The 25,149-nt window shown below is 64.9% G+C and carries 22 protein-coding genes and 1 pseudogene; 12 read left to right on the top strand and 11 right to left on the bottom strand.

Translation table 11 applies throughout. From position 1 onward, the window contains the following. Positions 1–87: 87 nt before the first annotated feature. The 3 genes from hutU to hutI are packed head-to-tail and all read right to left on the bottom strand — an operon-like array spanning position 88 to position 4,544. Positions 88–1,755 carry a urocanate hydratase gene (gene hutU / locus ACVISU_RS05850; protein WP_456706304.1) on the bottom strand — a complete coding sequence of 556 codons (1,668 nt, stop codon included), beginning with the start codon at positions 1,753–1,755 and terminating at the stop codon, positions 88–90. A gap of 18 nt (positions 1,756–1,773) precedes the next feature. Then, positions 1,774–3,333 carry a histidine ammonia-lyase gene (hutH, locus tag ACVISU_RS05855; protein WP_456706305.1) on the bottom strand — a complete coding sequence of 520 codons (1,560 nt, stop codon included), beginning with the start codon at positions 3,331–3,333 and terminating at the stop codon, positions 1,774–1,776. Continuing rightward, on the bottom strand, positions 3,330–4,544 hold the full coding sequence (gene hutI, locus ACVISU_RS05860) for an imidazolonepropionase (RefSeq protein ID WP_456706306.1): 1,215 nt from the start codon (positions 4,542–4,544) through the stop codon (positions 3,330–3,332). The genes hutH and hutI overlap by 4 nt, the downstream gene beginning before the upstream one ends. Before the next feature lie 85 nt (positions 4,545–4,629). On the opposite strand from hutI, the gene ACVISU_RS05865 reads away from it, so the two are divergent. The 5 genes from ACVISU_RS05865 (at position 4,630) to ACVISU_RS05885 (ending at position 9,450) form a co-directional block, all read left to right on the top strand. Beyond that, complete coding sequence (locus ACVISU_RS05865) at positions 4,630–5,988, top strand: formimidoylglutamate deiminase (protein ID WP_456706307.1); 1,359 nt, start codon at positions 4,630–4,632, stop codon at positions 5,986–5,988. After that, the gene (gene hutC / locus ACVISU_RS05870; RefSeq protein ID WP_050400081.1) at positions 5,985–6,728 is read left to right on the top strand and encodes a histidine utilization repressor; all 744 of its coding nucleotides are present in this window, start codon (positions 5,985–5,987) and stop codon (positions 6,726–6,728) included. The genes ACVISU_RS05865 and hutC overlap by 4 nt, the downstream gene beginning before the upstream one ends. Before the next feature lie 145 nt (positions 6,729–6,873). Next, positions 6,874–7,818, top strand: coding sequence for an ABC transporter substrate-binding protein (locus ACVISU_RS05875; protein ID WP_050400080.1), 945 nt, complete (start codon positions 6,874–6,876; stop codon positions 7,816–7,818). 76 nt (positions 7,819–7,894) lie between these two features. Beyond that, complete coding sequence (locus tag ACVISU_RS05880; RefSeq protein ID WP_050400078.1) at positions 7,895–8,668, top strand: ABC transporter permease; 774 nt, start codon at positions 7,895–7,897, stop codon at positions 8,666–8,668. After that, positions 8,665–9,450 carry an ABC transporter ATP-binding protein gene (locus ACVISU_RS05885; RefSeq protein ID WP_456706308.1) on the top strand — a complete coding sequence of 262 codons (786 nt, stop codon included), beginning with the start codon at positions 8,665–8,667 and terminating at the stop codon, positions 9,448–9,450. The genes ACVISU_RS05880 and ACVISU_RS05885 overlap by 4 nt, the downstream gene beginning before the upstream one ends. Positions 9,451–9,464: 14 nt before the next feature. Here the strand turns inward: ACVISU_RS05885 and ACVISU_RS05890 are convergent, their stop codons facing one another. The 7 genes from ACVISU_RS05890 to urtA all read right to left on the bottom strand — a co-directional run bounded on the left by ACVISU_RS05890 (position 9,465) and on the right by urtA (position 16,102). Beyond that, positions 9,465–9,815, bottom strand: a complete 351-nt coding sequence (locus ACVISU_RS05890; protein ID WP_050400075.1) for an FmdB family zinc ribbon protein — start codon at positions 9,813–9,815, stop codon at positions 9,465–9,467. A 96-nt stretch (positions 9,816–9,911) separates the two neighbouring features. Next, positions 9,912–11,141 carry a formamidase gene (fmdA, locus tag ACVISU_RS05895; protein ID WP_050400074.1) on the bottom strand — a complete coding sequence of 410 codons (1,230 nt, stop codon included), beginning with the start codon at positions 11,139–11,141 and terminating at the stop codon, positions 9,912–9,914. A gap of 28 nt (positions 11,142–11,169) precedes the next feature. Continuing rightward, positions 11,170–11,859, bottom strand: coding sequence for an urea ABC transporter ATP-binding subunit UrtE (gene urtE / locus ACVISU_RS05900; RefSeq protein ID WP_050400072.1), 690 nt, complete (start codon positions 11,857–11,859; stop codon positions 11,170–11,172). Positions 11,860–11,870: 11 nt separating this feature from the next. After that, positions 11,871–12,626, bottom strand: a complete 756-nt coding sequence (gene urtD, locus ACVISU_RS05905; protein WP_063695194.1) for an urea ABC transporter ATP-binding protein UrtD — start codon at positions 12,624–12,626, stop codon at positions 11,871–11,873. A gap of 12 nt (positions 12,627–12,638) precedes the next feature. Further along, positions 12,639–13,775: an urea ABC transporter permease subunit UrtC gene (urtC, locus tag ACVISU_RS05910; protein WP_050400070.1), complete on the bottom strand. Its 1,137-nt coding sequence runs from the start codon at positions 13,773–13,775 to the stop codon at positions 12,639–12,641. A gap of 17 nt (positions 13,776–13,792) precedes the next feature. Next, the gene (gene urtB, locus ACVISU_RS05915; RefSeq protein WP_092125363.1) at positions 13,793–14,719 is read right to left on the bottom strand and encodes an urea ABC transporter permease subunit UrtB; all 927 of its coding nucleotides are present in this window, start codon (positions 14,717–14,719) and stop codon (positions 13,793–13,795) included. A 120-nt stretch (positions 14,720–14,839) separates the two neighbouring features. Beyond that, the gene (gene urtA / locus ACVISU_RS05920; RefSeq protein ID WP_050400067.1) at positions 14,840–16,102 is read right to left on the bottom strand and encodes an urea ABC transporter substrate-binding protein; all 1,263 of its coding nucleotides are present in this window, start codon (positions 16,100–16,102) and stop codon (positions 14,840–14,842) included. Positions 16,103–16,269: 167 nt separating this feature from the next. Here urtA and ACVISU_RS05925 point away from each other — a divergent pair. From ACVISU_RS05925 to ACVISU_RS05940, 4 genes and pseudogenes are all read left to right on the top strand, one after another. After that, positions 16,270–19,639: pseudogene (locus ACVISU_RS05925) on the top strand (hybrid sensor histidine kinase/response regulator). Then, complete coding sequence (locus ACVISU_RS05930; protein WP_050400064.1) at positions 19,629–20,555, top strand: response regulator transcription factor; 927 nt, start codon at positions 19,629–19,631, stop codon at positions 20,553–20,555. The pseudogene ACVISU_RS05925 and the gene ACVISU_RS05930 overlap by 11 nt, the downstream one beginning before the upstream one ends. A 98-nt stretch (positions 20,556–20,653) precedes the next feature. Continuing rightward, a complete protein-coding gene (locus ACVISU_RS05935; RefSeq protein WP_456706309.1) occupies positions 20,654–21,532 on the top strand; it encodes a LysR family transcriptional regulator in 879 nt (292 codons plus the stop codon). Between the two features lie 146 nt (positions 21,533–21,678). Next, positions 21,679–22,353, top strand: coding sequence for a peroxiredoxin-like family protein (locus ACVISU_RS05940; RefSeq protein ID WP_456706310.1), 675 nt, complete (start codon positions 21,679–21,681; stop codon positions 22,351–22,353). A 54-nt stretch (positions 22,354–22,407) separates the two neighbouring features. Here the strand turns inward: ACVISU_RS05940 and ACVISU_RS05945 are convergent, their stop codons facing one another. Then, on the bottom strand, positions 22,408–23,403 hold the full coding sequence (locus ACVISU_RS05945) for an AraC family transcriptional regulator (RefSeq protein WP_456706311.1): 996 nt from the start codon (positions 23,401–23,403) through the stop codon (positions 22,408–22,410). A gap of 129 nt (positions 23,404–23,532) precedes the next feature. On the opposite strand from ACVISU_RS05945, the gene ACVISU_RS05950 reads away from it, so the two are divergent. The 3 genes from ACVISU_RS05950 (at position 23,533) to ACVISU_RS05960 (ending at position 25,144) form a co-directional block, all read left to right on the top strand. Continuing rightward, on the top strand, positions 23,533–24,069 hold the full coding sequence (locus tag ACVISU_RS05950) for a carboxymuconolactone decarboxylase family protein (protein WP_456706312.1): 537 nt from the start codon (positions 23,533–23,535) through the stop codon (positions 24,067–24,069). Between the two features lie 35 nt (positions 24,070–24,104). Then, positions 24,105–24,611, top strand: a complete 507-nt coding sequence (locus tag ACVISU_RS05955) for a YkgB family protein (protein ID WP_456706313.1) — start codon at positions 24,105–24,107, stop codon at positions 24,609–24,611. 272 nt (positions 24,612–24,883) lie between these two features. Next, complete coding sequence (locus ACVISU_RS05960; RefSeq protein WP_456706314.1) at positions 24,884–25,144, top strand: hypothetical protein; 261 nt, start codon at positions 24,884–24,886, stop codon at positions 25,142–25,144. Positions 25,145–25,149 lie beyond the last annotated feature (5 nt).

Genomic DNA, 25,149 nt, shown 5'->3' on the forward strand with positions numbered 1-25,149 from the left:
GCCGCACAGCGATTGCGCGCTAGGCTATGCAGCTCCGATCAGGTGATGCGCCTGAATTGCAAATGACTCCCGAACCAACGGCCGCCGTCAGCGCAAGCTCGGCAGATCGAGCCCGTTGGCGCGAGCGCATTCGATCGCGGTTTCATAACCGGCGTCGGCGTGGCGCATGACCCCCGTCGCCGGATCGTTCCACAGCACCCGTTCGAGCCGGCGCGCCGCCTCCGGCGTGCCATCAGCGACGATCACCATGCCGGCGTGCTGCGAATAGCCGATGCCGACGCCGCCGCCGTGATGCAGCGACACCCAGGTGGCGCCGCTCGCACAATTGAGCAGCGCGTTGAGCAGCGGCCAGTCCGACACCGCGTCGGAGCCATCGCGCATCGCCTCGGTCTCGCGATTCGGGCTTGCCACCGAGCCGCTGTCGAGATGATCGCGGCCGATCACGATCGGCGCCTTGAGCTCGCCGCGCGCCACCATCTCGTTGAAGGCAAGGCCCAGGCGATGGCGGTCGCCGAGACCGACCCAGCAAATCCGCGCCGGCAGTCCCTGAAACTTGATGCGCGCCTTCGCCATGTCGAGCCAGTTGTGCAGATGGCCGTCGTTGGGCATCAGCTCCTTGACCTTGGCGTCGGTCTTGAAGATGTCCTCGGGATCGCCCGACAGCGCCGCCCAGCGGAACGGCCCGACGCCGCGGCAGAACAGCGGACGAATATAAGCCGGCACGAAACCCGGGAAATCGAACGCCTGCTTCAGGCCCATGTCCTTGGCCATCTGGCGGATGTTGTTGCCGTAGTCGAGCGTCGGGATTCCCTGCGCGTGGAAATCCAGCATGGCCTGGACGTGATCGACCATCGAAGTCTTGGCCGCCGTCTCGACCGCCTTCGGATCGGCGGCGCGCCGCGCCTCCCAATCGGCGAGCGTCCATCCCTTGGGCAGGTAGCCGTTGATCGGATCATGCGCGCTGGTCTGGTCGGTGACGATGCCCGGGCGCACGCCGCGGCGCACCAGCTCCGGAAATATCTCGGCCGCATTGCCGAGCAGGCCGACCGAGACAGGCGTCCCGCTCTTCGTCGCGTCGGCAATCATCGCCAGCGCTTCATCGAGCGTCGTCGCCTGGCGGTCGAGATACCCTGTCCGCAGCCGCATCTCGATGCGGCTCGGCTGGCACTCCACGGCGAGCATCGAGGCGCCGGCCATTGTTGCCGCCAGCGGCTGCGCGCCACCCATGCCGCCGAGGCCCGCGGTGAGGATCCATTTGCCGGCGAGGCTGCCGCCGTAGTGCCGCCGGCCGACCTCGACGAACGTTTCATAGGTCCCCTGCACGATGCCCTGGCTGCCGATATAGATCCAGGAGCCTGCCGTCATCTGGCCGAACATCATCAGGCCCTGGCGGTCGAGCTCGTTGAAATGATCGAGCGTCGCCCAATGCGGCACCAGGTTCGAGTTCGCGATCAGGACGCGCGGTGCATCCGCATGGGTGCGGAAGATGCCGACCGGCTTGCCGGACTGCACCAGCAGCGTCTGGTCGCCTTCGAGCCTGCGCAAGGAGGCGGCAATCCGGTCAAAGCTCTCCCAGTCGCGCGCCGCGCGGCCGATGCCGCCATAGACCACGAGCTCGCTCGGACGCTCGGCGACATCCGGATCCAGATTGTTCATCAGCATGCGCAGCGGCGCTTCCGTCAGCCAGCTCTTCGCGCTGATCTCGCTGCCGTGGGGCGCGCGGATGATGCGTTCGTTATCCAGTCTGCGGTTCATGATGAATGTCCCTGTCGGCTACGCAAGTTTTGGAAACGGATCGGATGAAAGGGCCGCGATCGCAGCGGCTGGCAACGCGTCGGCTTCGACCAGCGATGCGGCCCGCGCGAGATCGTCGGCCATGTAGCGGTCCGCGGCGAGCGCCGGAACATGCTCGCGCAGCGCGGCAATGACTGCCGCGAGCGGCGCGCTGGTCGAGTGAGGCGCGCGCAGCGTGATGCCTTGCGCGGCGACCAGAAGCTCGATGCCGAGAATCGCCGCGAGGTTGTCGGCCATGTCGGACAGCCGGCGCGCGGCGTGCGCGGCCATCGAGACATGATCCTCCTGGTTTGCGCTGGTCGGCGTGGAGTCAATCGAGCACGGCATCGCGCGCTGCTTGTTCTCGGCATAGAGCGCGGCCGCCGTCACCTCGGCGATCATGAACCCGGAATTGATGCCGGGCTCGGGCGTCAGGAACGGCGGCAGGCCAAAGTTCAGCGCGGGATCGACGAGGGTCGCGATCCGGCGCTCGCTGGTCGCGCCGATCTCCGCGAGAGCGAGCGCGATCTGGTCGGCGGCGAACGCCACCGGCTCAGCATGGAAATTGCCGCCCGAGACGATCTCGCCGGTCTCGACCAGGACCAGCGGGTTGTCCGTCACGGCGTTGGCCTCGATCGTCAGCCCGCGCGCGGCGTGCACCAGCAGGTCGAGCACGGCGCCCGCGACCTGCGGCTGGCAGCGCAGGCAATATGGATCCTGCACACGCTCGTCGCCTTCGAGATGCGATTGCCTGATGTCGCTGCCATCGAGCAAGGCGGTCAGCGCCGCAGCTGCGGCGATCTGCCCCTCATGGCCGCGCAAGGACTGAATTTCGGGACGAAACGGCACGGTCGAGGCCATCGCCGCATCGACCGACAGCGCACCGGTCACCAGCGCGGCACGCGCCAGACGATGCGCGCGCAGCACGCCGGAAATCGCATAGGCGGTCGAAAACTGCGTGCCGTTGATCAGCGCGAGCCCCTCCTTGGGCCCGAGCGTCAGCGGCGCGAGCCCGGCAGCGGCAAGCGCTTCGTGACCCGGCACGATCTTGCCATCAAGGAATGCCTGCCCTTCCCCGATCATGACCGCCGTCATATGCGCAAGCGGCGCGAGATCGCCGGAGGCACCGACCGAGCCTTGCTGCGGCACCAACGGAGTGACACCGCGCACCAGCATGCCCTGCAGTTGCTCGATGACATCACGCCGCACGCCGGATGCGCCACGCCCGAGCGAGATCACCTTCAACGTCATCATCAGGCGCACGATCGGCTCAGGCGTGGCGGGCCCAACCCCGCAGCAATGCGACAGGATCAGGTTGCGCTGAAGCAGCGCCGTCTGGTCGGGGGCAATCCGCGTCGAGGCCAGCTTTCCGAAGCCGGTATTGATGCCGTACGCGGGCACGTCGGTCTGCGCCGCTTTGGCCACGATCTCCGCAGCCGCCTCGACGCGCGGCCAGAACGACGGATCGAGCACGATCGGTGCACCATCGAGCACGCGTGCCAGCACGTCGAGACCGACCGTTCCGGGCGTTACGACAATCGGCGCTGCCGCATTCCTCATTGCCCCCTCCACACCCGCCGGTGCAACGGATTGAAGCCGATGCGGTAGACCAACTCGGCGGGACGCTCGATGTCCCAGATCGCGAGATCGCAGCGTTTGCCGACCTCTAGCGTCCCGGTCTCGGCGAGCAGGCCGAGCGCCCGCGCCCCTTCCCGCGTCACCCCGGCGAGGCATTCGGCGACCGTCATCCGGAACAGCGTTGCGCCCATGTTCATCGCAAGCAGCAGCGAAGTCAGCGGCGAGCTGCCGGGATTGCAGTCGGTCGCCAGTGCCATGTGGACGCCGTGGTTGCGGAACAGCTCGACCGGCGGCTTCTGGGTTTCGCGAATGAAATAGAACGCGCCGGGCAGCAGCACCGCTGTCGTCCCAGCCTTCGCCATCGCGACGGCACCGGCTTCATCGGTATGCTCCAGGTGATCGGCCGATAGCGCGGAGAATTTTGCCGCGAGTGCCGCGCCGCCGAGATTCGACAGCTGGTCGGCATGCAGCTTGACGGGCAGCCCGAGCGCACGCGCCGCCGCGAACACCCGAGCCGTCTGCTCTCCGGAGAACGCAATGCCTTCCATGAAGCCATCGACGGCATCGGCAAGTCCGGCCTTGGCCACCGCCGGCAGCATCTCGTTGCAAACCAGATCGATGTAGCGGTCCTTGTCGCCATCGGCTTCCGGCGGCAATGCGTGGGCACCCAGGAAGGACGTGCGGATCGCAATCGGGCGCAGGCGGCCGAGGCCGCGTGCCGCCGCAAGTTGCCGCATCTCGGTCTCGGCATTGAGGCCATAGCCGGACTTGATCTCGACGGTGGTTGCGCCCTCGCCGATCAGCGCATCGAGCCGCGGCAGTGCGCCGGCGACGAGCTCGGCCTCGGTCGCGCTGCGGGTTGCGGCAACGGTCGAGACGATGCCGCCGCCCGCGCGCGCGATCTCCTCATAGCTCGCGCCCTGCAGGCGCAGCTCGAATTCGTGCGCACGGTTGCCGCCATAGACGAGATGGGTGTGGCAATCGACGAGGCCTGGCGTGATCCAGCGGCCCGCGCAATCGATCCGCTCGACGGCGTCCGCATCCACGGGAAAATCCGACTGCGCGCCTGCATAGGCGATGCGGCCATCGCGCGCCGCGATCAGGCCCTGCTCGATCTCGCCGAGATCGGCGCGATCGCCACGCATCGTGGCGAGCCGGGCGTTGTGCCAGATGCGATCGAAACGCTCTGCCATGCGATCGTCCCCTTAAGGTGGGATGCTTGACTTATATGTCTAGACATATAATCGTGTCTCGGTTCTGTCCAGCCGGCATGGAAAAATGACACGACTGCATTTCGCATTCGCGCTGCTGCCCTCGGGCTGGGCCAGTGATGTGCAAATCGTGGTCGCCGACGGTGCGATCGCCTCAGTGACGGCGGGCGTTGCCCCGGCCGCCGGTGACGAGCGTCACCAATTGGCGGTTCCCGGATTGGCGAGCCTGCACAGCCACGCGTTTCAGCGCGGCATGGCCGGCCTTGCCGAACTGCGCGGCGACAGCACCGATACGTTCTGGACCTGGCGCGAGACCATGTATCGCTTCGCGCTGACGATGACGCCGGACGACGTCGCGGCCGTTGCGACTCTGCTCTATGTCGAGATGCTCGAGCGTGGCTTTACCCGGGTCGGCGAGTTCCACTATCTCCATCATGATCGCGACGGCTCGCCTTATGCCAATCCGGCCGAGATGGCCGTGCGCATCGCGGAGGCGACTGAGGCCTCCGGCATCGGGCTCACGCTGCTGCCGAGCTTCTATGCCCACGGCACATTCGGTGGCGCCGCGCCTCATGCCGGGCAGCGCCGCTTCATCTGCTCGGTCGATCAGTTCGCCACGCTGATGGCGGCGTCGCGCGAGGCGATCCGAGCACTCCCCGGCGCCAACATCGGCATCGCCCCGCACAGCCTGCGCGCCGTCGCGCCGGATGAGCTCGCGGCAATCATTCCGCTTGCCGCGACAGATCCAATCCACATCCACGCCGCCGAACAGGTGCGTGAGGTGGAGGATTGTCTTGCCTGGTCAGGGCAGCGGCCGGTGGAATGGCTGCTCGAACATGCGCCCGTCGATCGACGCTGGTGCCTGATTCACGCAACCCACATGACGGATCGGGAAGTCGCCGCGCTCGCCAGCAGCGGCGCGGTTGCCGGCCTCTGCCCGGTGACTGAAGCAAGCCTCGGCGACGGCATCTTTTCGGCGCGCGAATTCCTCGCATCTGGCGGCCGGTTCGGCATCGGGACCGATTCCAACGTGCTGGTCGGGGTCGCCGACGAGCTTCGCCAACTCGAATACGGCCAGCGGCTGAAGCATCGCGAGCGCAATGTGCTCTCCGGGCGTCCGGGTGCATCCACCGGACGCGCACTGTTCGACCACGCGCTCGCGGGCGGCGCGCAGGCGCTGGCGCAGAGCAAGGCGGGGCTCACGCCGGGCGGGCGTGCCGACATCGTCAGCCTCGACACTGCCCACCCATCCCTGGCGGGACGGTCGGGCGATGCCGTTCTCGACGGCTGGCTGTTTGCCTCGGCAAGCGACGCGATCGATTGCGTCTGGGCCGGCGGCGACAAGCTGGTCGCAGGTGGACGGCACAGGTTGCGCGACAAAGCGCGCGAGCGGTTCAATGCGAGCGTCCGGAGGCTCGTCGCATGAGCCTCGCCTCCGAACGGGCCAAACCGGGCGCGAGCAGCAAGCCGACGCTCTACAAGCGGATCAGGCTCGACATCGAGACGCGGATACTCACCGGCGAATGGCCGCCGGGCCACCGCATCCCGTTTGAGCACCAATTGATGGCGCGCTATCGCTGCTCGCGCATGACGGTCAATAAGGCGCTGTCGGAACTTGCGCAGGCCGACCTGATCGAACGGCGACGACGTGCCGGCTCATTCGTCCGCCGCCCGCAGCATCTGTCGGCGGTGCTCAAGATTGCCGACATGCGCGCCGAGATCACCGCGCTCGGCCGCAGCTACGGCTATCAGCTGATCGATTGCCGGCGTCGCACCGCGACCGCAGCCGATCGCGCCCGGCTCGGGGTGAGCATGGCCGGCAAGGTGATCGCGATCACCTGCCGGCACAGCGCCGACAATGTGCCGTTCGCGGTCGAGGACAGGCTGATCGACCTCTCCACCGTTCCGGAAGCCGCGACGGCGGACTTTGCGCGTGAACCGCCGGGATCATGGCTGCTGCATCATGTACCGTGGACCGAGGCTGAACATACGATCAGCGCGGTTGTCGCCGACGATCGCACGGCGAAGGCGCTCGACATCGCGGTCGGCGCGCCCTGCCTCGTGATCGATCGCTACACCTGGCGCAGCGCGCGCACGGTAACGGCGGTGCGGCTGCACTATCCAGGCGAGACGCACCGGCTGGTCGCTCGCTTCAAGGGAGGCTGAGGACGTCTTGCGCGGCATAATTCATGCAATGCATCATGGGCCACCATCCACCGCCATGCGTCATGCGGCAATCCGCCGCGACTGACGAGACATCACTGAAGTGAAGACATCAACTGGGTTCAATCCATCGTTCAAGGGGTCGAGAATGCGTTCCTTCAAGCTATTGCCCGCAATCGCGGCGCTGCTCGTGTCCACCACAGCGTTCGCAGATGACATCAAGGTCGGCGTCGGCATCTCCGGCTGGACCGGCTTCGCGCCGCTGACGCTCGCCAAGGAGGCCGGCATCTTCAAGAAGAACGGCCTCGACGTGACCTTGAAGAAGATCCCGCAGAAAGACCGGCATCTGGCGATCGCCTCGGGCGACATCCAGTGCGCGGCGACGACGGTGGAGACCTGGATCTCCTGGAACGCCAACGGCGTCGCGACCAAGCAGATCTTCCAGCTCGACAAGAGCTATGGCGCCGACGGCATGGCCGTGCGCAACGATGTCGCCGCGATCAAGGACCTCAAGGGCAAGACGGTGGCGGCATCGGCGCCGGGCACCTCGCCCTATTTCGCGCTGGCCTGGATGCTGAAGAAGAACGGCCTCTCGGTGAAGGACGTCACCGTGGTGAATCTGGAGCCCGCCGCCGCGGCGCAGGCTTTCGTCTCTGGCCAGAACGATGCCGCGATGACCTACGAGCCTTATTTGTCGACGGTGCGCGCCGCTCCCGACAAGGGCAAGATCATCGCCACCACGCTCGACTATCCGATCGTGATGGACACGTTCGGCTGCACCCCAAAATTCCTGACCGACAATCCGAAGGCGGCGCAGGCGCTGGCCGACAGCTATTTCGAGGCGCTCGACATGATCACCAAGGATCAGGCCAAGGCCTACGAGATCATGGGCGCGGACGTGAAGCAGTCCGGCGAGCAGTTCGGCAACTCGGCAAAGTACCTGCGCTGGCAGGACAAGGCCGCCAACCAGAAATTCTTTGCCGGCGACTTCCTCTCCTTCAACAAGGATGCCGCCGAGCTACTGCTCGAGGTCGGCATCATCAAGGCCGCGCCGAAGGTTGAAGACATCTACGACGCCAGCTTCATCAAGTAACGCAGCCATCATTTCGGCCGGTCCCACCTCGCGAAGGCGGGCGGGATCGGCGCATGAGATACGCCTGGACAAATTGATGCGTCCCCTCGAGCCCACAACATCGAAGCAGCGCGTGGTCTACGGCCTCGCCTTCTTCGTGCTGTTCGTCGCCCTCTGGTCCTGGGCGACGTTCGGCGGCCATGTATCGAAGACATTCCTCGCCAACCCGCTCACCATGGTGCAGGAAGGCTATGAGTTGCTCGCCAAGCAAGGCTTCCTGTTCGACATCGCCATGACGATCTGGCGCGTCGTCGGCGGCTTTGCTCTTGCCGCCATCATCGCAGTGCCGCTCGGCGTGCTCATGGGCGCCTATAAGCCGGTCGAGGCCTTCCTCGAACCGTTCGTGTCCTTTGCGCGCTATCTGCCGGCGTCCGCCTTTATCCCGCTGTTGATCCTGTGGGCCGGCATCGGTGAGTTGCAGAAGCTGCTCGTGATCTTCATCGGCGCGGTGTTCCAGATCATCCTAATGGTGGCGGTCACCGTCGGCGCCACGCGGCGCGACCTGGTCGAGGCTGCGTATACACTTGGCGCGGGCGACAGCGGCGTCATCCGCCGCGTGTTGCTGCCCTCCGCGGCGCCCGAGATCGCCGAGATCCTGAGGCTGGTTCTGGGCTGGGCCTGGACCTACGTCATCGTGGCCGAACTGATCGGTTCGTCGTCCGGCATCGGGCATATGATCACCGACAGCCAGGCGCTGCTCAACACCGGCCAGATCATCTTCGGCATCATCGTCATCGGGCTGATCGGCCTGATCTCCGATTTCCTGTTCAAGGCGTTCAATGCCTGGCTATTCCCGTGGAAGCTCGCATGACCGCGCTCAGGATCGAACAGGTCTCACGAACCTTCCCCGCTCGCGCCGGCCACGCGCCGACCCGGGCGCTCGAGCCGACCACGCTCGATGTCGGCGACAACGACTTCGTCACCATCCTCGGCCCCTCCGGCTGCGGAAAGTCCACCCTGCTCCGGATCATCGCCGGGCTCGACCGGCCGACCAGCGGCCGCGTCACGCTCGACGGGCGCGAGGTCACCGGCCCCGGCGCCGATCGCGGCATGGTGTTTCAGTCCTACACTTTGTTTCCCTGGCTGACGGTGCGCGAGAACATCGCCTTCGGCCTGCGCGAGCGCGGCGTGTCGCAGGCCGAACGCCGCGACATCGCCGACGCGTTCATCCGCCGGGTCGGGCTCTCCGGCTTCGAGAACCACTGGCCCAAGCAATTGTCCGGAGGCATGCAGCAGCGCACCGCGATCGCCCGTGCGCTCGCCAATGATCCGAAGATCCTGCTGCTCGACGAGCCGTTCGGCGCGCTCGACAACCAGACCCGGGCATTGATGCAGGAGATGCTGCTCGGAATCTGGGAGCGCGACCAGAAAACGGTGCTGTTCGTCACCCACGACATCGAGGAAGCCATCTTCCTCGGCAGCCGCGTCATCGTGATGAGCGCGCGTCCCGGCCGTATCAAGGCCGAGATCGCGGTCGACCTGCCGCATCCCCGCTCCTACAAGATCAAGACCACCCCCGAATTCGTCGTCCTGAAGGAACGGCTGGTCGAGGAGATCCGCACCGAGGCCTTGAAGGTCGCCGAACAGGCCTGAGCGTCAGCGCCCTGTCAGTGGCTGATCATCCAGGGACGCGCGGTCGGAAAGCCCTTGGCGCCGCTCCTGGTCTTGGTCATCAGCCGCGCCGGCTTCTTCTTTCCCGAGGGAGAGCAGCAACCACAGCCCGGGCCGTGCGCGGCCTTGTATTGATCGAGCGTCTTCGGCGCGTGCCGGCTCTGCTCGTTGGTGGCATGCGCCTTGCGCTTGTCGGAGGGCATGCAGAAGAACGCCGGCGCGGTCAGGATCACGCGCGGCGACGTCGTCTCGCATTGCGGGCAGTCCTGCGGCAGGTCGCATTCCGCCATCGGCCGCATGTCGGTGAACGGGCCGCAGTCGTTGCAGAGATATTCGTAGATCGGCATTTCCTCAAATCCTTGCGCAGTCGTGTGAGATCCGGCGATGGATGCGGGGCGGCCAATACGCAGCCGTCCCGCACCCTTCGCGCAGGGATCACAGGATCACTTGTCGGGCGAGATCGGCATCTGCACGTCGCCCTTGATGTGCTTGATCGGTCCGGCAGACGACGGCATCACGTCGAAGTCGAATATCTCCGTCGGCAGCCACAGCGTGGCGCAGGCGTTGGGCACGTCGACCACGCCGGAGATGTGGCCCTGGCACGGCGCGGTGCCGAGGATCGAATAGGCCTGGGCGCCGGAGTAACCGAACTTCTTCAGATACTCGATCGCGTTCAAACAGGCCTGGCGATAGGCGATGTGGACGTCGAGATAGTGCTGCTTGCCGGCCTCGTCGACCGAGATGCCCTCGAAGATCAGATAGTCCTTGTAGTTCGGCGTGATCGGCGACGGCTTGAACACAGGGTTCTTGATGCCGTATTTCGACACGCCGTCCTTGATGACGTCGACCTTGATGTGCAGCCAGCCGGCCATCTCGATGGCGCCGCAGAAGGTGATCTCGCCGTCGCCCTGGCTGAAATGCAAATCGCCCATCGAGAGCCCGCCGCCCGGCACATACACCGGGAAATAGATCTTCGAGCCGCGCGACAGGTCCTTGATGTCGCAATTGCCGCCATGCTCGCGCGGCGGCACGGTGCGGGCGCCCTCGAGGCCGATCTTGGCCTTGACGTCGCCCTTGGCCTGGCCGGCATGCGCGGTCGGCGCGAACGGCGGATTGGCGAGACCGGGCACGCGGGTCGGGTTGGTCGCGATCAGCTCGGCCTCGCGCGCATTCCACGCCGCCAGCATCTTGGCGTCGGGCAGACAGCCGATCAGGCCGGGATGGATCAGGCCGGCGAAGTTGACGCCAGGGACGTGGCGCGACGAGGTATAGAGACCCTTGATGTCCCAGATCGACTTCTGCGCCAGCGGGAAGTGGTCGGTGAGGAAGCCGCCGCCATTCTGCTTGGAGAAGAAGCCGTTGAAGCCCCACAGGCTCTCCTTCAAGGGACCGACGTCGAGCAGGTCGACGACCAGGAGATCGCCGGGCTCGGCACCCTTGACGCCGATCGGACCCGAGAGGAAATGCACGATCGACAGATCGATGTCGCGCACGTCATCGGCGGAATCGTTATTCTTGATGAAGCCGCCGGTCCAGTCGACGGTCTCGATGATGAAGTCGTCGCCGGGGCTGACCCACTCGACGATCGGCACTTCCGGATGCCAGCGGTTGTGGATCTTGTCGTTTTCGTAGGCCGATTTGCTGAGGTCGACCTTGATCAGTGTATCTGGCATCGCGATGCTCCCCTTGGGTTACTGATAGTTAGACGGACAAGTACTTGGAAATCTGCGCGGCATCGACGCTGGCGCGTGGATCGTCGCGGACGATCTCGCCGTTCTCGATGACCAGCACGCGATCGGCGATGTCGAGCGCGAAGCTCAGGACCTGCTCGGAAACGACGATCGACAGGCCCCGCTCGTCGCGGATCCGCTTCAACGTGCGCGCCATGTCCTTGATGATCGACGGCTGGATGCCTTCGGTCGGCTCGTCCAGCAGCAGCACCTTCGGCTTGGTGGCGAGCGCGCGGGCGATCGCGAGCTGTTGCTGTTGTCCGCCGGAGAGGTTGCCGCCGCGGCGGCCCTTCATCTCGAGCAGCACCGGGAACAACTCATAGATATCGCCGGGCACTTCCGAGCCGCCGGAGACCACGAGGCCGGTCTCGATGTTCTCCTTCACCGTCATGGTGGAGAAGATCATGCGGCCCTGCGGCACGTAGGCGAGCCCCTTCGCCACCCGCTCGTAGCTCTTCATCGCGCCGAGCTCGGTGCCGTCCATGGTCACCTTACCGCTCTTGGCCGGCAGGATGCCCATCAGCGACTTCATCAGCGTGGTCTTGCCCATGCCGTTGCGGCCCATGATCGCGACGATCTCGTTGGGCGCGACCGATACGTTGAGGCCGTGCAGCACCTCGCTCTGGCCGTAGGCGACGTGAAGATCATTGATTGCCAGCATCGCGTTGTTCCTCAGTGGCCCAGATAGACTTCGATCACCTTCGGATCGTTCTTGACGTGCTCCATCGTCCCCTCGGACAGGATCTGCCCCTGGTGCAGCACGGTGACCTTGTGCGCGATGTCCTCGACGAACTTCATGTCGTGCTCGATCACGAGGACCGAACGGTCCTTGATGATGCGGTTGAGCAATTCGGCGGTCTTGGCGCGCTCGGAGACGCTCATGCCCGCAACCGGCTCGTCGAGCATCAGGAGGTCCGGGTCCTGGATCAGCAGCATGCCGATCTCGAGCCACTGCTTCTGACCGTGGCTGAGCTGGTCGGCATAGGTGTTGAGGCGATCCTTGAGGAAGATCATCTCGGCGACCTCCTCGACCCGCTGCTTGACCGCGTCGTCGCGCTGGAAGGTCAGCGAGCCGAACACGGTGCGGCCGCGCGGGTAGGAAATCTCGAGGTTCTCGAACACGGTGAGATCCTCGAACACCGACGGTGTCTGGAACTTGCGCCCGACGCCGGCCTGCACGATCTCGTTCTCACGCAGCCTTGTCAGCTCCTGGCCGCGGAACTGGATCGAGCCGGAGGTGGCGCGGGTCTTGCCGCAGATCAGATCGAGCACCGTGGTCTTGCCGGCGCCGTTCGGGCCGATGATGACGCGGATCTCGTTCTCCTCGACATAGAAGGAGAGATCGTTCACCGCCTTGAAGCCGTCAAAGGACACGGTGAGTCCGGAGACCGCGAGCAGGAAGTCCTTGGGCTGATGGCCGACGAGCATGATGGTGCCTCCTCACTCGGCCGGTGCGCCGTCGGCGATCATGCCGGCCGCCGATTTCGATTTGCGTGATGCGAACAGGCGATCGATGCGGGGCTGGATATGGTCCGCCCAGATGCCCGAGAGCCCGTTCGGGAAGGCCAGCACGACCGCGATGAACAGCGCGCCGAGGCCGAACAGCCAGAGCTGCGGGAAGGATTCCGAGAGGCTGGTCTTGGCGAAATTGACCAGCAGCGCGCCCCACACTGCGCCGAAGATCGACATCCGGCCGCCGACCGCGGTGTAGATCACCATCTCGATCGACGGCACGATGCCGACGAAGGACGGCGACATGAAGCCGACCTCGAGCGTGAACATGGCGCCGCCGATCGCGGCGAACACCGCCGCGGCGCAGAACGCGAAGATCTTGAAGTTGGCGACGCTATAACCGGAGAAGCGCACGCGATCCTCCTGCTCCCGCATCGCCACCAGGATGCGCCCGAGTTTTGTCAGCCGGATGAATTGCGCGGCGACGATGCATCCGAACAGCAGCACAACCTCGACGAAATACAGAATGAACTTGGCGTGATCGGTGCGGATGTCCCAGCCGTGCAGCGTGCGCAAATCGGTGATGCCGTTGATGCCGCCGGTGTAACCCTGCTGCCCCACGATCAGGATGGTGAGGATCGCGGCGATCGCTTGCGTGATGATCGCAAAATAGACGCCGCCGACCCGGCGCTTGAACATCGCAGCACCGATGATCAGCGCGAAGAACGCGGGAACCAGCAGGATCGCCAGCAGCGTGACGGGGAAGCTGTGGAATGGCTTCCAGAAGAAGGGCAGCGAGGTGAGCTGGTTCCAGTCCATGAAATCCGGAATGCCCGGCGTCGACTGGATCTTGGTGTTCGCGACCGACGATGCCTCGAGCTTGAGGTACATCGCCATGCAGTAGCCGCCGAGGCCGAAGAACACGCCCTGCCCGAGGCTCAGGATGCCGCCATAACCCCAGCACAGCACAAGGCCGATGCCGACGAAGGCGTAGGTCAGGTATTTGGCGACCAGGTTGAGGCGGAAGATATCCAGCGACAGCGGCAGGATCACAAGGAGCAGCGCCGCGAGCGCAAGGAAGCCGAGCAGTTCGGAGCGATTGAAAAAGCGCGAGTTGATGACCATGACCTGCCTGCTTGTTCTTATTTGCGGACCTTGAGCGCGAACAGCCCCTGCGGACGGACCATCAAGATCGCGACGATGGTGAGCAGCGTGATCACCTTGGCCATCGATCCCGACAGGAAGAACTCCAGCGTCGACTGGGTCTGCGAGATCGAGAAGGCGGAGGCGATGGTGCCGAACAGCGAGGCCGCGCCGCCGAAAACGACGACCAGGAAGGTGTCGACGATGTAGAGCTGGCCGGCGGTCGGTCCGGTCGAGCCGATCATGGTGAAGGCCGAGCCCGCGATCCCGGCGATGCCGCAGCCGAGACCGAAGGTGTAACGGTCGACCTTCTCGGTGTTGATGCCGACGGCGCCGGCCATCACGCGGTTCTGCACCACGGCGCGCACCTGCTTGCCCCAGCTCGACCAGAACAGCACGTAGGCGACCGCGATCGTGATCAGCATGGTCAGCGCCATCACGAACATGCCGTTGATCGGGATCTGGATCGAGTCGGTCGCCTGCCAGGAGCCCATCATCCATTCCGGCAGTTCGACGCCGACCTCGCGCGCGCCGAAGATCGAGCGATAGGCCTGCTGCAGGATCAGGCTGAGGCCCCAGGTCGCCAGCAACGTATCGAGCGGCCGTTTGTAGAGATGACGTATCAGCGCCCATTCGACCAGCATGCCGAGCGCGCCGGAGGCGATGAACGCCAGGATCATCGCGATGAAGAAGTAGCCGGGAAACAGCCAGGGCGCGACGTGCTGCACGGCGTTCGACGTCATCCAGGTGACGTAGGCCCCCAGGATCATGAACTCGCCATGGGCCATGTTGATGACGCCCATCTGGCCGAAGATGATGGCAAGCCCGAGCGCCATCAGCACATAGACGGAGAACAGGATGAGCCCGGCAAATCCCTGCATCGCAAGAATCGCGCCGAGGTCGCTGATCGAATAGTCGCCGAACATCTGGTCCTCCAGTCCAAGGGCATACGTCGCGACACGGCCGCGACGGCGGATCGTGGGCGTGGACGACTTCGTCCACGCCGCGATGCGTTTGAAGTGAAGTTGCGCCTTAGGCGCGCAGCCTCACTGGTAGCCCTTGGGGAACGGATCCGGCTCGACGAGATCGGCGGTCTCGTAGATCAGCTCGTACTGGCCGTCGGCCTTGGCGCGTCCGACGCGGGTCTTCGACCACAAATGGTGGTTCTCGTGGATCCGGACGTAGCCTTCCGGCGCGCCCTTGAACTCGACGCCGGGGGACGCCGCCGCGATCTTGTCGATGTCGAAGGAGCCCGCCTTCTCCACCGTCAATTTCCACAGCCACGGGCCGAGATAGGCAGCCTGAGTGACGTCTCCGATCACGGTCTTCTCGCCCCACATCTTCTTGAACGCGGGCACGAAGGCCTTGTTGTTCGGATTGTCGAGCGACTGGAAGTACTTCATGCAGGCGTAGGCGCCCGCGATGTTCTCGCCGCCGATGCCGTCGATCTCGTCCTCGGTGACCGAGATCGTCAGCAGCGTCTGCTTCGACAGGTCGATGCCGGCTGCTTTCAACTGCTTGTAGAACGCGACGTTGGAGCCGCCGACGATGATCGCGTAGATCACGTCGGGCTTGGTCAGCTTGATCTTGTTGATCACCGAGTTGAACTGGGTCGAGCCGAGCGGGAAGTATTCCTCGCCGACCACCTTGCAGCCCTGCAGATGGTTCTCGATGTGCTTGCGCGCGATCTTGTTCGAGGTGCGCGGCCAGATGTAGTCCGAGCCGAGCAGATAGAAGCTCTTGGCGCCCTTGGTCTTGTTGACCCAGTCGAGGCCGGCGATGATCTGCTGCGTCGCCTCCTGGCCGGTGTAGATCACGTTCTTGGACTGCTCGAGACCCTCATAGAAGGTCGGGTAGTACAGCATGCCGTTGTACTGCTCGAACACCGGCAGCACCGCCTTGCGCGAGGCCGAGGTCCAGCAACCCATCACGGCTGCGCATTTGTCGTTGACCAGCAGCTTCTTCGCCTTTTCCGCGAAGGTCGGCCAGTCGCTCGCGCCGTCCTCCTGGATGAACTTGATCTTGCGGCCGAGCACGCCGCCGGCGGCGTTGATCTGCTCGATCGCGAGTTTCTCGGCCTCGACCGATCCGGTCTCCGAGATCGCCATGGTGCCGGTCACCGAGTGCAGGATGCCGACCGTCACTTCGCTATCGGTGACTGCAAGACCCGTGGTGTTGACCGCAGAGGTTGCAGGAACGTCGGCAAAAGCGGGACGGCCCAGCATCGAAACGGCCGGCAAAGCAGCCATTCCCATCAAGAGCTTGCGCCGGAGCGGAGACTTCAGGCCTGGTTTTGTTTCGTCTGACATGAGCACCCCATTGGTTCGAGAACGCTTATTGATCGGGCGAGGATTGCTCACTTTTGTGCAGCGCACTGATACGTGAGATCGCGTATACTGCACCGCAAAATAGCGACGTAGGTTTTTGGTACGGGATTTGCCCGCGATCAAAGCATCGTGGACCAGGAGTTAGAAGAGTGGCAGGGCGGCAGCGGATAGACCGCGTCAGGCGCCAATACAATCAATGGGTCGCCAACCAGACGCTGGAAGACTACGCGCTGCGCTTCACCGCCAAGAGCGCGCGGCGCTGGTCCGCCGCTCGCGTTGCCAACACCGCGCTCGGCGCGATCTCCTTCCTCGCGCTGGAGGCGATCGGCGGCACCATCACGCTGAACTACGGTGCGATGAACGCCTCGGCCGCGATCCTGGTCGTCAGCGTCATCATCTTCCTGTGCGGATTGCCGATCGCCTACCATGCCGCCAAAAGCGGCATCGACATCGACCTGCTGACCCGCGGCGCCGGCTTCGGCTATATCGGCTCGACCATTACCTCGCTGATCTACGCCTCCTTCACCTTCATCTTCTTCGCCATCGAGGCGGTGATCCTGGCCAGCGCGCTCGACATGTGCTTCGGCATCCCGCGGCCGATCGGCTATCTGATCAGCGCGGTCGTGATCATTCCGCTCGTCGTCTACGGCATCACGCTGATCAGCCGCTTCCAGCTCTGGACCCAGCCGCTGTGGGTGATCCTCCACATCATGCCGTTCGCGGCGATCGCCTGGGCCAATCCGCATTCCTTCACCGAGTGGCGCAAATTCGCCGGCGAGCACGGCGATCCCGCTGGGAATCTCGACCTGCTGCTGTTCGGCACCGCGGCCCTCGGTCGTGTTCGCGCTGGTGGCGCAGATCGGCGAGCAGGTCGACTTCCTGCGCTTCCTGCCGCGCGATCGCCGCACGTCGCGCAAGGCCTGGTGGATCGCGCTGCTGAGCGCCGGTCCGGGCTGGATCGTGCTCGGCGCGCTCAAGCTGCTGGCCGGCTCGTTCCTCGCCTTCTTCGCGCTCAGCCACGGCGTCTCGGCCGAGCATGCGGCCGAGCCGGCCAACATGTATCTCGAAGCCTTCCGCTACGTGCTGTCGCAGCCGGATCTCGCGATGGCGCTGACCGGGACGTTCGTGATCCTGTCGCAGGTCAAGATCAACGTCACCAACGCCTATGCCGGCTCGATCGCCTGGTCGAACTTCTTCTCCCGCCTCACCCATTCGCATCCCGGCCGCGTGGTGTGGCTGGTGTTCAACGTGGTCGTCGCGCTGCTGTTGATGGAGATCGGCGTCTACAAGGCGCTGGAGCAGACGCTGGCGCTCTACTCCAACGTCGCGATCGCCTGGGTCGGCGCGCTGGTCGCCGATCTCGTCATCAACAAGCCGCTCGGCCTGCGGCCGCAGCATATCGAGTTCAAGCGCGCCCATCTCTGCGACATCAATCCGGTCGGGGTCGGGGCCATGACGATTGCCACCGTGGTCTCGATCAGCGCGTTCTACGGCCTGTTCGGTCCGACCGCCAAGGCGCTGTCCGCCTTCGTGGCGCTCGCGGTCGCGTTCATCACGGCGCCCCTGATTGCCTGGGCGACCGACGGCAAGTATTACATCGCGCGCAAGCCGAAGCGGAGCTGGCAGAACCTTGAATCGATCCAATGCTGTATCTGCGAGCATGCCTTCGAGCCCGAGGACATGGCCGCCTGCCCGGCCTATGCCGGCCCGATCTGCTCCTTGTGCTGCTCGCTCGACGCCCGCTGTCACGACCTCTGCAAACCGCACGGGCGGATCGGCGCGCAGGTGTCGGACGCCCTGGGCACGGTGATGCCGCAGCCGATCTACGCCCGCATCAACTCGCAGCTCGGCCATTATCTCGGCGTGTTCGCGGTCTCGGCCGGTCTCGTGGCGCTGGTGCTCGGCCTGATCTATTTGCAGACCACCGCGGCCGTGCATGCCAACGAACTATTGGCCGACGTGCTGTGGAAGGTGTTCTTTGCACTGACCCTGATCATCGGTGTCGTCGCCTGGCTGTTCGTGCTGGCGCAGCAGAGCCGCCGTGCCGCCGAAGACGAAACCCGCCGGCAGACCACGCTACTGATCCAGGAGATCGACGCCCACAAGCGCACCGATGCCGAGTTGCAGCGCGCCAAGGAAGTGGCGGAGTCCGCCAACCTCGCCAAGAGCAGATACGTCGTCGGCCTCAGCCATGAGCTCCGCTCGCCGCTCAACGCGATCTCCGGTTACGCGCAGCTATTGGAGCAGGACGACAGTCTCCAGGTGCGTCCCCGCGAGCAGGTGCGCGTGGTCCGCCGCAGCGCCGATCATTTGTCGGGCCTGATCGACGGCATCCTCGACATCTCCAAGATCGAGGCCGGCCGCCTCTATCTGTCGCGCGACGAGGTGCGGCTGAACGATTTCCTCGAGCAGCTGGTCGGCATGTTCCGCCTGCAGGCCGCCGCAAAGGGCATCGACTTCGTGTTCAGACGGCCGGCCGTGCTGCCGGTCGTGGTCTATGCCGACGAGAAGCGGCTGCGGCAGATCCTGATCAACCTGCTGTCGAATGCGATCAAGTTCACGCAGACCGGCAAGGTGCAGTTCGTGGTGCATTACCGCAGTCCGGTCGCCGAGTTCGAGGTGATCGATACCGGGCCGGGCATCCAGCCCGACGATCTCGAGCGGATCTTCGCCCCGTTCGAGCGCGGCGCACTGGGCGTCAGCCAGCCGCAGACCGGTACCGGGCTCGGCCTCACCATCAGCCGCTTGCTCGCGGGTGTGATGGGCGGCGACATCAAGGTCCTGAGCACGGTCGGTGCCGGCAGCACGTTCCGCGTCAAGCTGCTGCTATCCGAGGTCACCAATCCGCGCCGCGATGCCCCGGTCGATGCTTCCGTGTACGGCTATCACGGCCCGCGCAAGACCATCCTGATCACCGACGACGACCCGACCCACCGCGACCTCCTGCGCCAGATCCTGGCTCCGCTCGGCTTCATCCTGCTCAGCGCACCGGATGGGCCGGGCTGCCTTGCGCTCGCGCAGCATTGTCGTCCCGACATGTTCCTGCTCGATATCTCGATGGCGGGCATGGACGGCTGGACGGTCGCCGAGACCTTGCGCTCCGAAGGCCATCACCAGGCACGAATCCTGATGATCTCGGCCAGCGCGCTGGAGGCCCATGGCGCGCCGCTGGCGCAGCCGTTCCACGACGGCTATCTGATGAAGCCGATCGACATTCCGCGGTTGCTCGAGACCATCCGCCAGCTGCTCAAGATCGAATGGCAGTATGAGGCCGAGCAGGTTCCTCCTCCGCAATGGAAGCCCGACACGGGCTCACGCCCGCCGGTGAAATATGTCGAAGAGCTGATCAGCCTCGGCCAGCTCGGCTATATCAGGGCGATCCAGCTCAAGCTCGACGAGATCGGCAACGAAAGTCCCGAGCATGCCGATTTCGTCGGCCAGATGCGCACGCTGATCGACCGGTTCGATCTTGATCAATATATGGCGACGTTGAAGACATTGCACAGCTATGACCATTGAACAGCGAAAGCGCGACGTCGCGCTCGTCGTCGACGACTCGCCGGAGACGTTGCGGCTCTTGACCGACGCGCTCGACGGCGCCGGCATGACTGTGATGGTCGCGCTCGACGGCGCCTCCGCGATGCGCATCGTCGACCAGATCACCCCTGACATCGTCCTGCTCGATGCCGTGATGCCCGGCATGGACGGGTTCGAGACCTGCAAGCGGCTAAAGCGCGACGCCGGGCTCGATGGCGTGCCGATCATCTTCATGACGGGGCTCGCCGAGACCGAGCACATCGTGCGCGGACTGGAGGCCGGCGGCGTCGACTACGTCACCAAGCCTATCGTGGTCGAGGAGATGTTGGCGCGGATCCGGGTCCACCTCGCCAACGCGCGGATGACGCAGAGCGCCCGCGCCGCGCTCGACGTCTCCGGCCGCTACCTGCTCGCGGTCAACAGCTCGGGCACGCTGTTGTGGGCGACGCCGCAGGCACAGCGGCTGCTGTCGGATACGCTCGCCGAAGCCGCCGACAATTTCGTGTTGCCGGAGCCGATGCCGCAATGGCTCGACCAGGCGCAGAAGGGCAAAGCCGGAGCGAAAACCGCGACGGTGGCGTCCTTCCCCGGCAACGAGCAGCTCCGCCTGCAATTCATGGGCAAGCTCGGCCCCAACGAATTCCTGCTGCGCCTCGCCAAGGACACCAGCGGCGACATGCCGGCCGAGTTCTCCAGCGAGCTCGGCCTGACCACCCGCGAGGGCGAGGTGCTGTCCTGGCTCTCCAAGGGCAAGACCAACCGCGACATCGCGCAGATCCTGGGTTTGAGCCCGCGCACCGTCGACAAGCATCTCGAGCAGATCTACGCCAAGCTCGGCGTCGAGAACCGCACCGCCGCCGCCGCGATCGCGGTCAACGCCAGGCACCGCAAGTCGTAGCCTGCCAGCTCTCCGCTACCGACCCGCGTCCGGAAATGGCCAATCGCCCCGGACCGTGACAGGATGGGCCGTATCGCTCATTCCTGTGGAGAATAGCCATGGATCGTCTGGCGGCGATGGAGACGTTCGTGCGGGTGGTCGAGACCGGCTCGTTCTCCGCTGCGGCGCGACAGCTTCGGGTCGGCCAGCCGGCGGTCTCGAAATCAGTCGCGCAACTCGAGGAATTCCTCGGGGTCAAGCTGCTTGCGCGCTCGACCCATGGTCTCACCCCGACCGAAGCCGGGCTCGGCTACCTCGAGCGCGCCAGGCGCGCGCTTGAAGAGGCGGCCGAGGCCGAGATCGCCGCGCGCGGCGCCGGAGCCGGGCTCAAGGGACGATTGCGGGTCTGCGCCGCCGTCACCTTCGCCCGGATCCATCTCATTCCGATGCTGCCGAAGTTTCTCGCGCAGCACCCGGAGCTGGAGCTCGAGATCGTGCTCGACGACCGCCAGATCGATCTCGTGCAGGAAGGCATCGACGTCGCGCTCCGGATGGGCAAGATGACGGATTCGACGCTGACCGCGCGCCGCGTCGCGAGATGCAAGCGCCTCGTGCTGGGCACGCCGGCCTATTTCGACCGCGCCGGCACGCCGGCAACGCCAAGCGAGCTGAGCCGGCATCAGGCTGTTGTTTACCTCCGCGAGGGCAGCGTGTGGTCGTTTCAACGCGAGAGCACCGAACTCGCCGTGACGGTGCGGAGTCGATTGCGGGTGAGCGCCGCCGAAGGCGTGCGCGCTGCAGTGCTGGCCGATGCCGGGATCGCGATCGCCTCGGAATGGATGTTCACCCCCGAACTCCAGGCGGGCGCCGTGCGCGCAGTCTTGCCGGAGTGGAGCCTGCCCGCGCTCGATCTCTGGGCCGTGCTTCCGACCGGACGCGCCGCGACCGCCAAGGCGCGCACATTCGTGAACTTCTTCGAGCGCAGCTTCAATGCATAATCTTGCAACGTTTATTCCGAGCGGGAATAAGCGCTAGTCCAACGGCAACGCTACCCTGCGCGGCCATCTCCTTTAGCTTCCTGCGTGTGAACTCAACAAGCGGACGGCGTGGCCGTCCTTCGCGCAGAAGCCCGAGGAAAACCGTCATGTCACTGCAAGCCAAGCTCGATGCCTTCAAGGCCGATTTCGAAGCCGGAAAGCCGCCCTACAACGTTCCGCCGGCCGTGATCGAGATCATGCACCGCGCCACCGCGGAGCTGATCGCATCCGGTGCCGCCCAGCGCGCCAAGAGGGCCGGCGACGTCGCTCCTGCCTTCTCGCTCCAGGATCCCGACGGCAATATCGTCAATTCGGCCGACCTGTTGAGGCGCGGCCCGCTGGTGCTCAGCTTCTACCGCGGCGTCTGGTGCCCGTATTGCAACATGGAGCTGCAGGCACTCGAAGCCGCCAAGCCGGAATTCGACAGATACGGTGCGTCGCTGGTCGCGATCTCGCCGCAGACCGCGCCGAACAGCCGCAAATCAGTGCGCCAGAACAAGCTCTCCTTCCCGATCCTGTCCGACGCGAAGGGCCAGATCGGCGAGGCCTTCGGACTGCGCTTCCATCTGCCCGACTATCTGGTCGCGCTCTACAAGCAGCTGAAGAACGACCTGCCGACCTTCAACGACGATCCGAGCTGGACATTGCCGATGCCGGCCCGCTACGTCATCGGACAGGACGGCGTGATCCTCTACTCGGAGGTGAACCCCGACTATACCCGCCGCCCGGAGCCCGAGGACATGATCGTAGTTCTCCAGCAGGCCGCCGCCGTGAAGGCATGACAGCGCGCAGAACAGCCGGTGGCAACCAGCCACCGGCCGCTTGCCTAGCGTAGATTATTCGCGCGCAGCCTGCGAACTCCCATCCGGATCGGCCGGCGCGCCAGAACCGGCCAACATCTCCTCCCCGGAGTGCTGCCCCTTTCGCCATTGCGCCGGCGTCACGCCGATATGGCTCTTGAAGGCGCGCTGAAAGGCAGCCTCGGACTGGTAGCCGACCATCTCCGCAATGGCGCCGGTCGAGAGCGATGATCTCTTCAACTCGTTCGCCGCAAGCGTCATCCTGATATCGGTGAGCAGATCGCTCGGCGATCGCCCGAGCTTGTCCTGGAATTGCCGGGCCAGCGTGGCGCGCGACATGTTGCAGAGACGCGCAAGCTCCGGCAGCGACCAGGCGCGCGCAGGCTGGTTGAACATGGCCGCCACCGCCGGCGCAAGGCGGGGATCGCCGACCAGTGCGAGCAGACCGTGTGACCTGTCATCGGTCTCGCTGGCAAGCCGCAGCACCAGCGCAAACATCGCCGTCGACAGCGCATCCAGCATGGCGCGGCCACCGAGATGATCGTCGGCCGTTTCGCTGCGCATCAGGGACACGAGGCCCGCAAGCTGTGCCGCCGTTCCCTTCCCCATCCGTGCGCCGGCATGCACGACGAGACGCGGCGGAAGATAGGTGCGCAACAGACGGTCGTGCGGCGGTGCAATCGCGAAATGTCCGCACAGCAAATCAAGCCGCTCGTCCGAACCCAGGTTTTCGCTGATGGTGAAATTCTGTGCCGCCCGGTTGCGCGGCGGCAGCGGCGGCGCCCCGCTGCCGTCATGCATCACGTGTCGCGGATTGCCGGGCAACAGAAGAATGTCGCCGGTCTTCAGCAGCAACGGTCGGCCGCCCGCGGGATCGTCCAGGATCGCCGAGCCGGCAAGCACCGCATGATAGGGGATCTCGTTGGTCGCGCCCGGCCCCTGCTCGATGCGCCAGGGCACGCTGTAGCTGCAGCGAATATCGAGCCGCCCGCGCACCGGCATCACCTCGAATAGCCGGCTGAGCCAATCCATGGTTAATCCCCCGAGGCAGCTCATGAGACGATTGAGCATATAATCGAGCAATATGAACATTCAATGTCTCAGACCGCGATCCTATTGTCACTCCGCAATCGTTCACCACCCCAAACAAGGAGTGCCACCATGTCCCGTCTCTCAGTTCCCAATCTCGAAACCGATACCGGCCCGTCGGGCCAGATCTACGCCCAGATCAAGAAGGCAGCCGGCAGTGTCCCTAACGCCTATGCGGCAATTGCCGCCCATGGCCCGGCCGCGCTGAAGTCCATGCTCGCCGCCGATGCCGTGCTCGCCGGCGGCAGCCTGTCCAAGCGCGATCGGGAGATCATCAAGCTCGTGATCAGCGCCGCCGGCGGTTGCGACTATTGTGTCGCTGCGCATTCCCATCTCGCCAAGCTCGCCGGTGTGAAGGCAGACACACTGAAGCAGATCCGCGAAGGCGCGCCGACCGGTGATGCCCGTCAAGACATGCTGATCCAATTCGTCCGCAAGCTTGCGCAGTCGAGCGGCACCGTCAACGATGAGGACTTCGCCGCGATCAAGGCCGTCGGCTACAGCGACGCGCAGCTGGTCGAGATCAGCCTGGCGTTCGCGACCATCGTCTTCACCAACGTCTTCAACCGCATCAACGACACCGACATCGACTTCCCAGCTGTCGCGTGAAGCGGCGGCGCGGTGTCCCACAGGGAATCACGACCATGACCACGCTTACCAGCACTGCTCACAATCCGCTTGTCCGTGCACTCGGACGGTCCGGCCTGCTTGCGGAGGATCTCGACTACTATCTCGTTCGGGCCGCGATGGTGATCATGTTCCTGTTTTTCGGCTACCAGAAATGGTTTCCGTACGAATTCGAACGGCTGGTCCCGTTCATCAGCAACGGACCGCTGATCTGGTGGCTGTATCCGGCCTTCGGCCATGCCGGCGCCAGCTACTTCCTCGGCACCTCGGAATGGACGTTCGGCGCACTGCTGCTCGCAGGGTTCTGGGACAAGCGCTTCGGCGTTCTGGGCGCCCTCGGCTCGACCGGCACCTTCATCGCGACAGTCACCATCATCCCGTTCATGCCCGATGGTTGGGACGTTGCCGCCGGAGGCTTCCCTGCGATGACCGGCAACGTGCCCTTCCTGATGAAGGACGTCGTTCTGCTCGCCGTGTCGCTCTACCTGCTGAGGCAGGACGTGGTGCGCCTGATCAGGCAATAGATGGCGTCCACTGATCGCGATGGATCGCCGGCGCGCCTCGCGTTCGCCGGCGATCACGGATCGTAGGACCGCTGACTTCGCGACATCGCCGCCATGTTGCGATGCAGGCAAGGTCAGATCATGCTCCGACGTTACGCCATAAGCTGCTGGCGAGTTTGCGGAATGCGTCGCAGTTGCCGGTCCGTTCCTGGGCGAGATCGAACCGGCGGGGGAGGTTCGATGTGGATCGCGTCGGGATTGCCATGCGGGAATGATCGGTCGCTCCGCCGGCCATGACCATGGTTCTGCCGTCCGGTCCGGGTTACAAGATACCGCCGGTGTTGTTCTGGGGTGGATTGATGAAGAAGGACGACGTCACGTGTCCGCGCTGCGGGGCTGGATTCCGGCGCCTTGAGCTGACATCCGGATCGGGTACCAAGGGCGTGTATCGCTGCCCGGTCTGCGAGACGACGCTCGAGCAGTTCGGCGGTGACAAGCTCGTGGCCTACCGCCTGACGATTCAACCCTCGATCCGCGGATTGAAGGCCGGATAGCCGTC

The organism is Bradyrhizobium sp. USDA 4452, assembly GCF_054063575.1.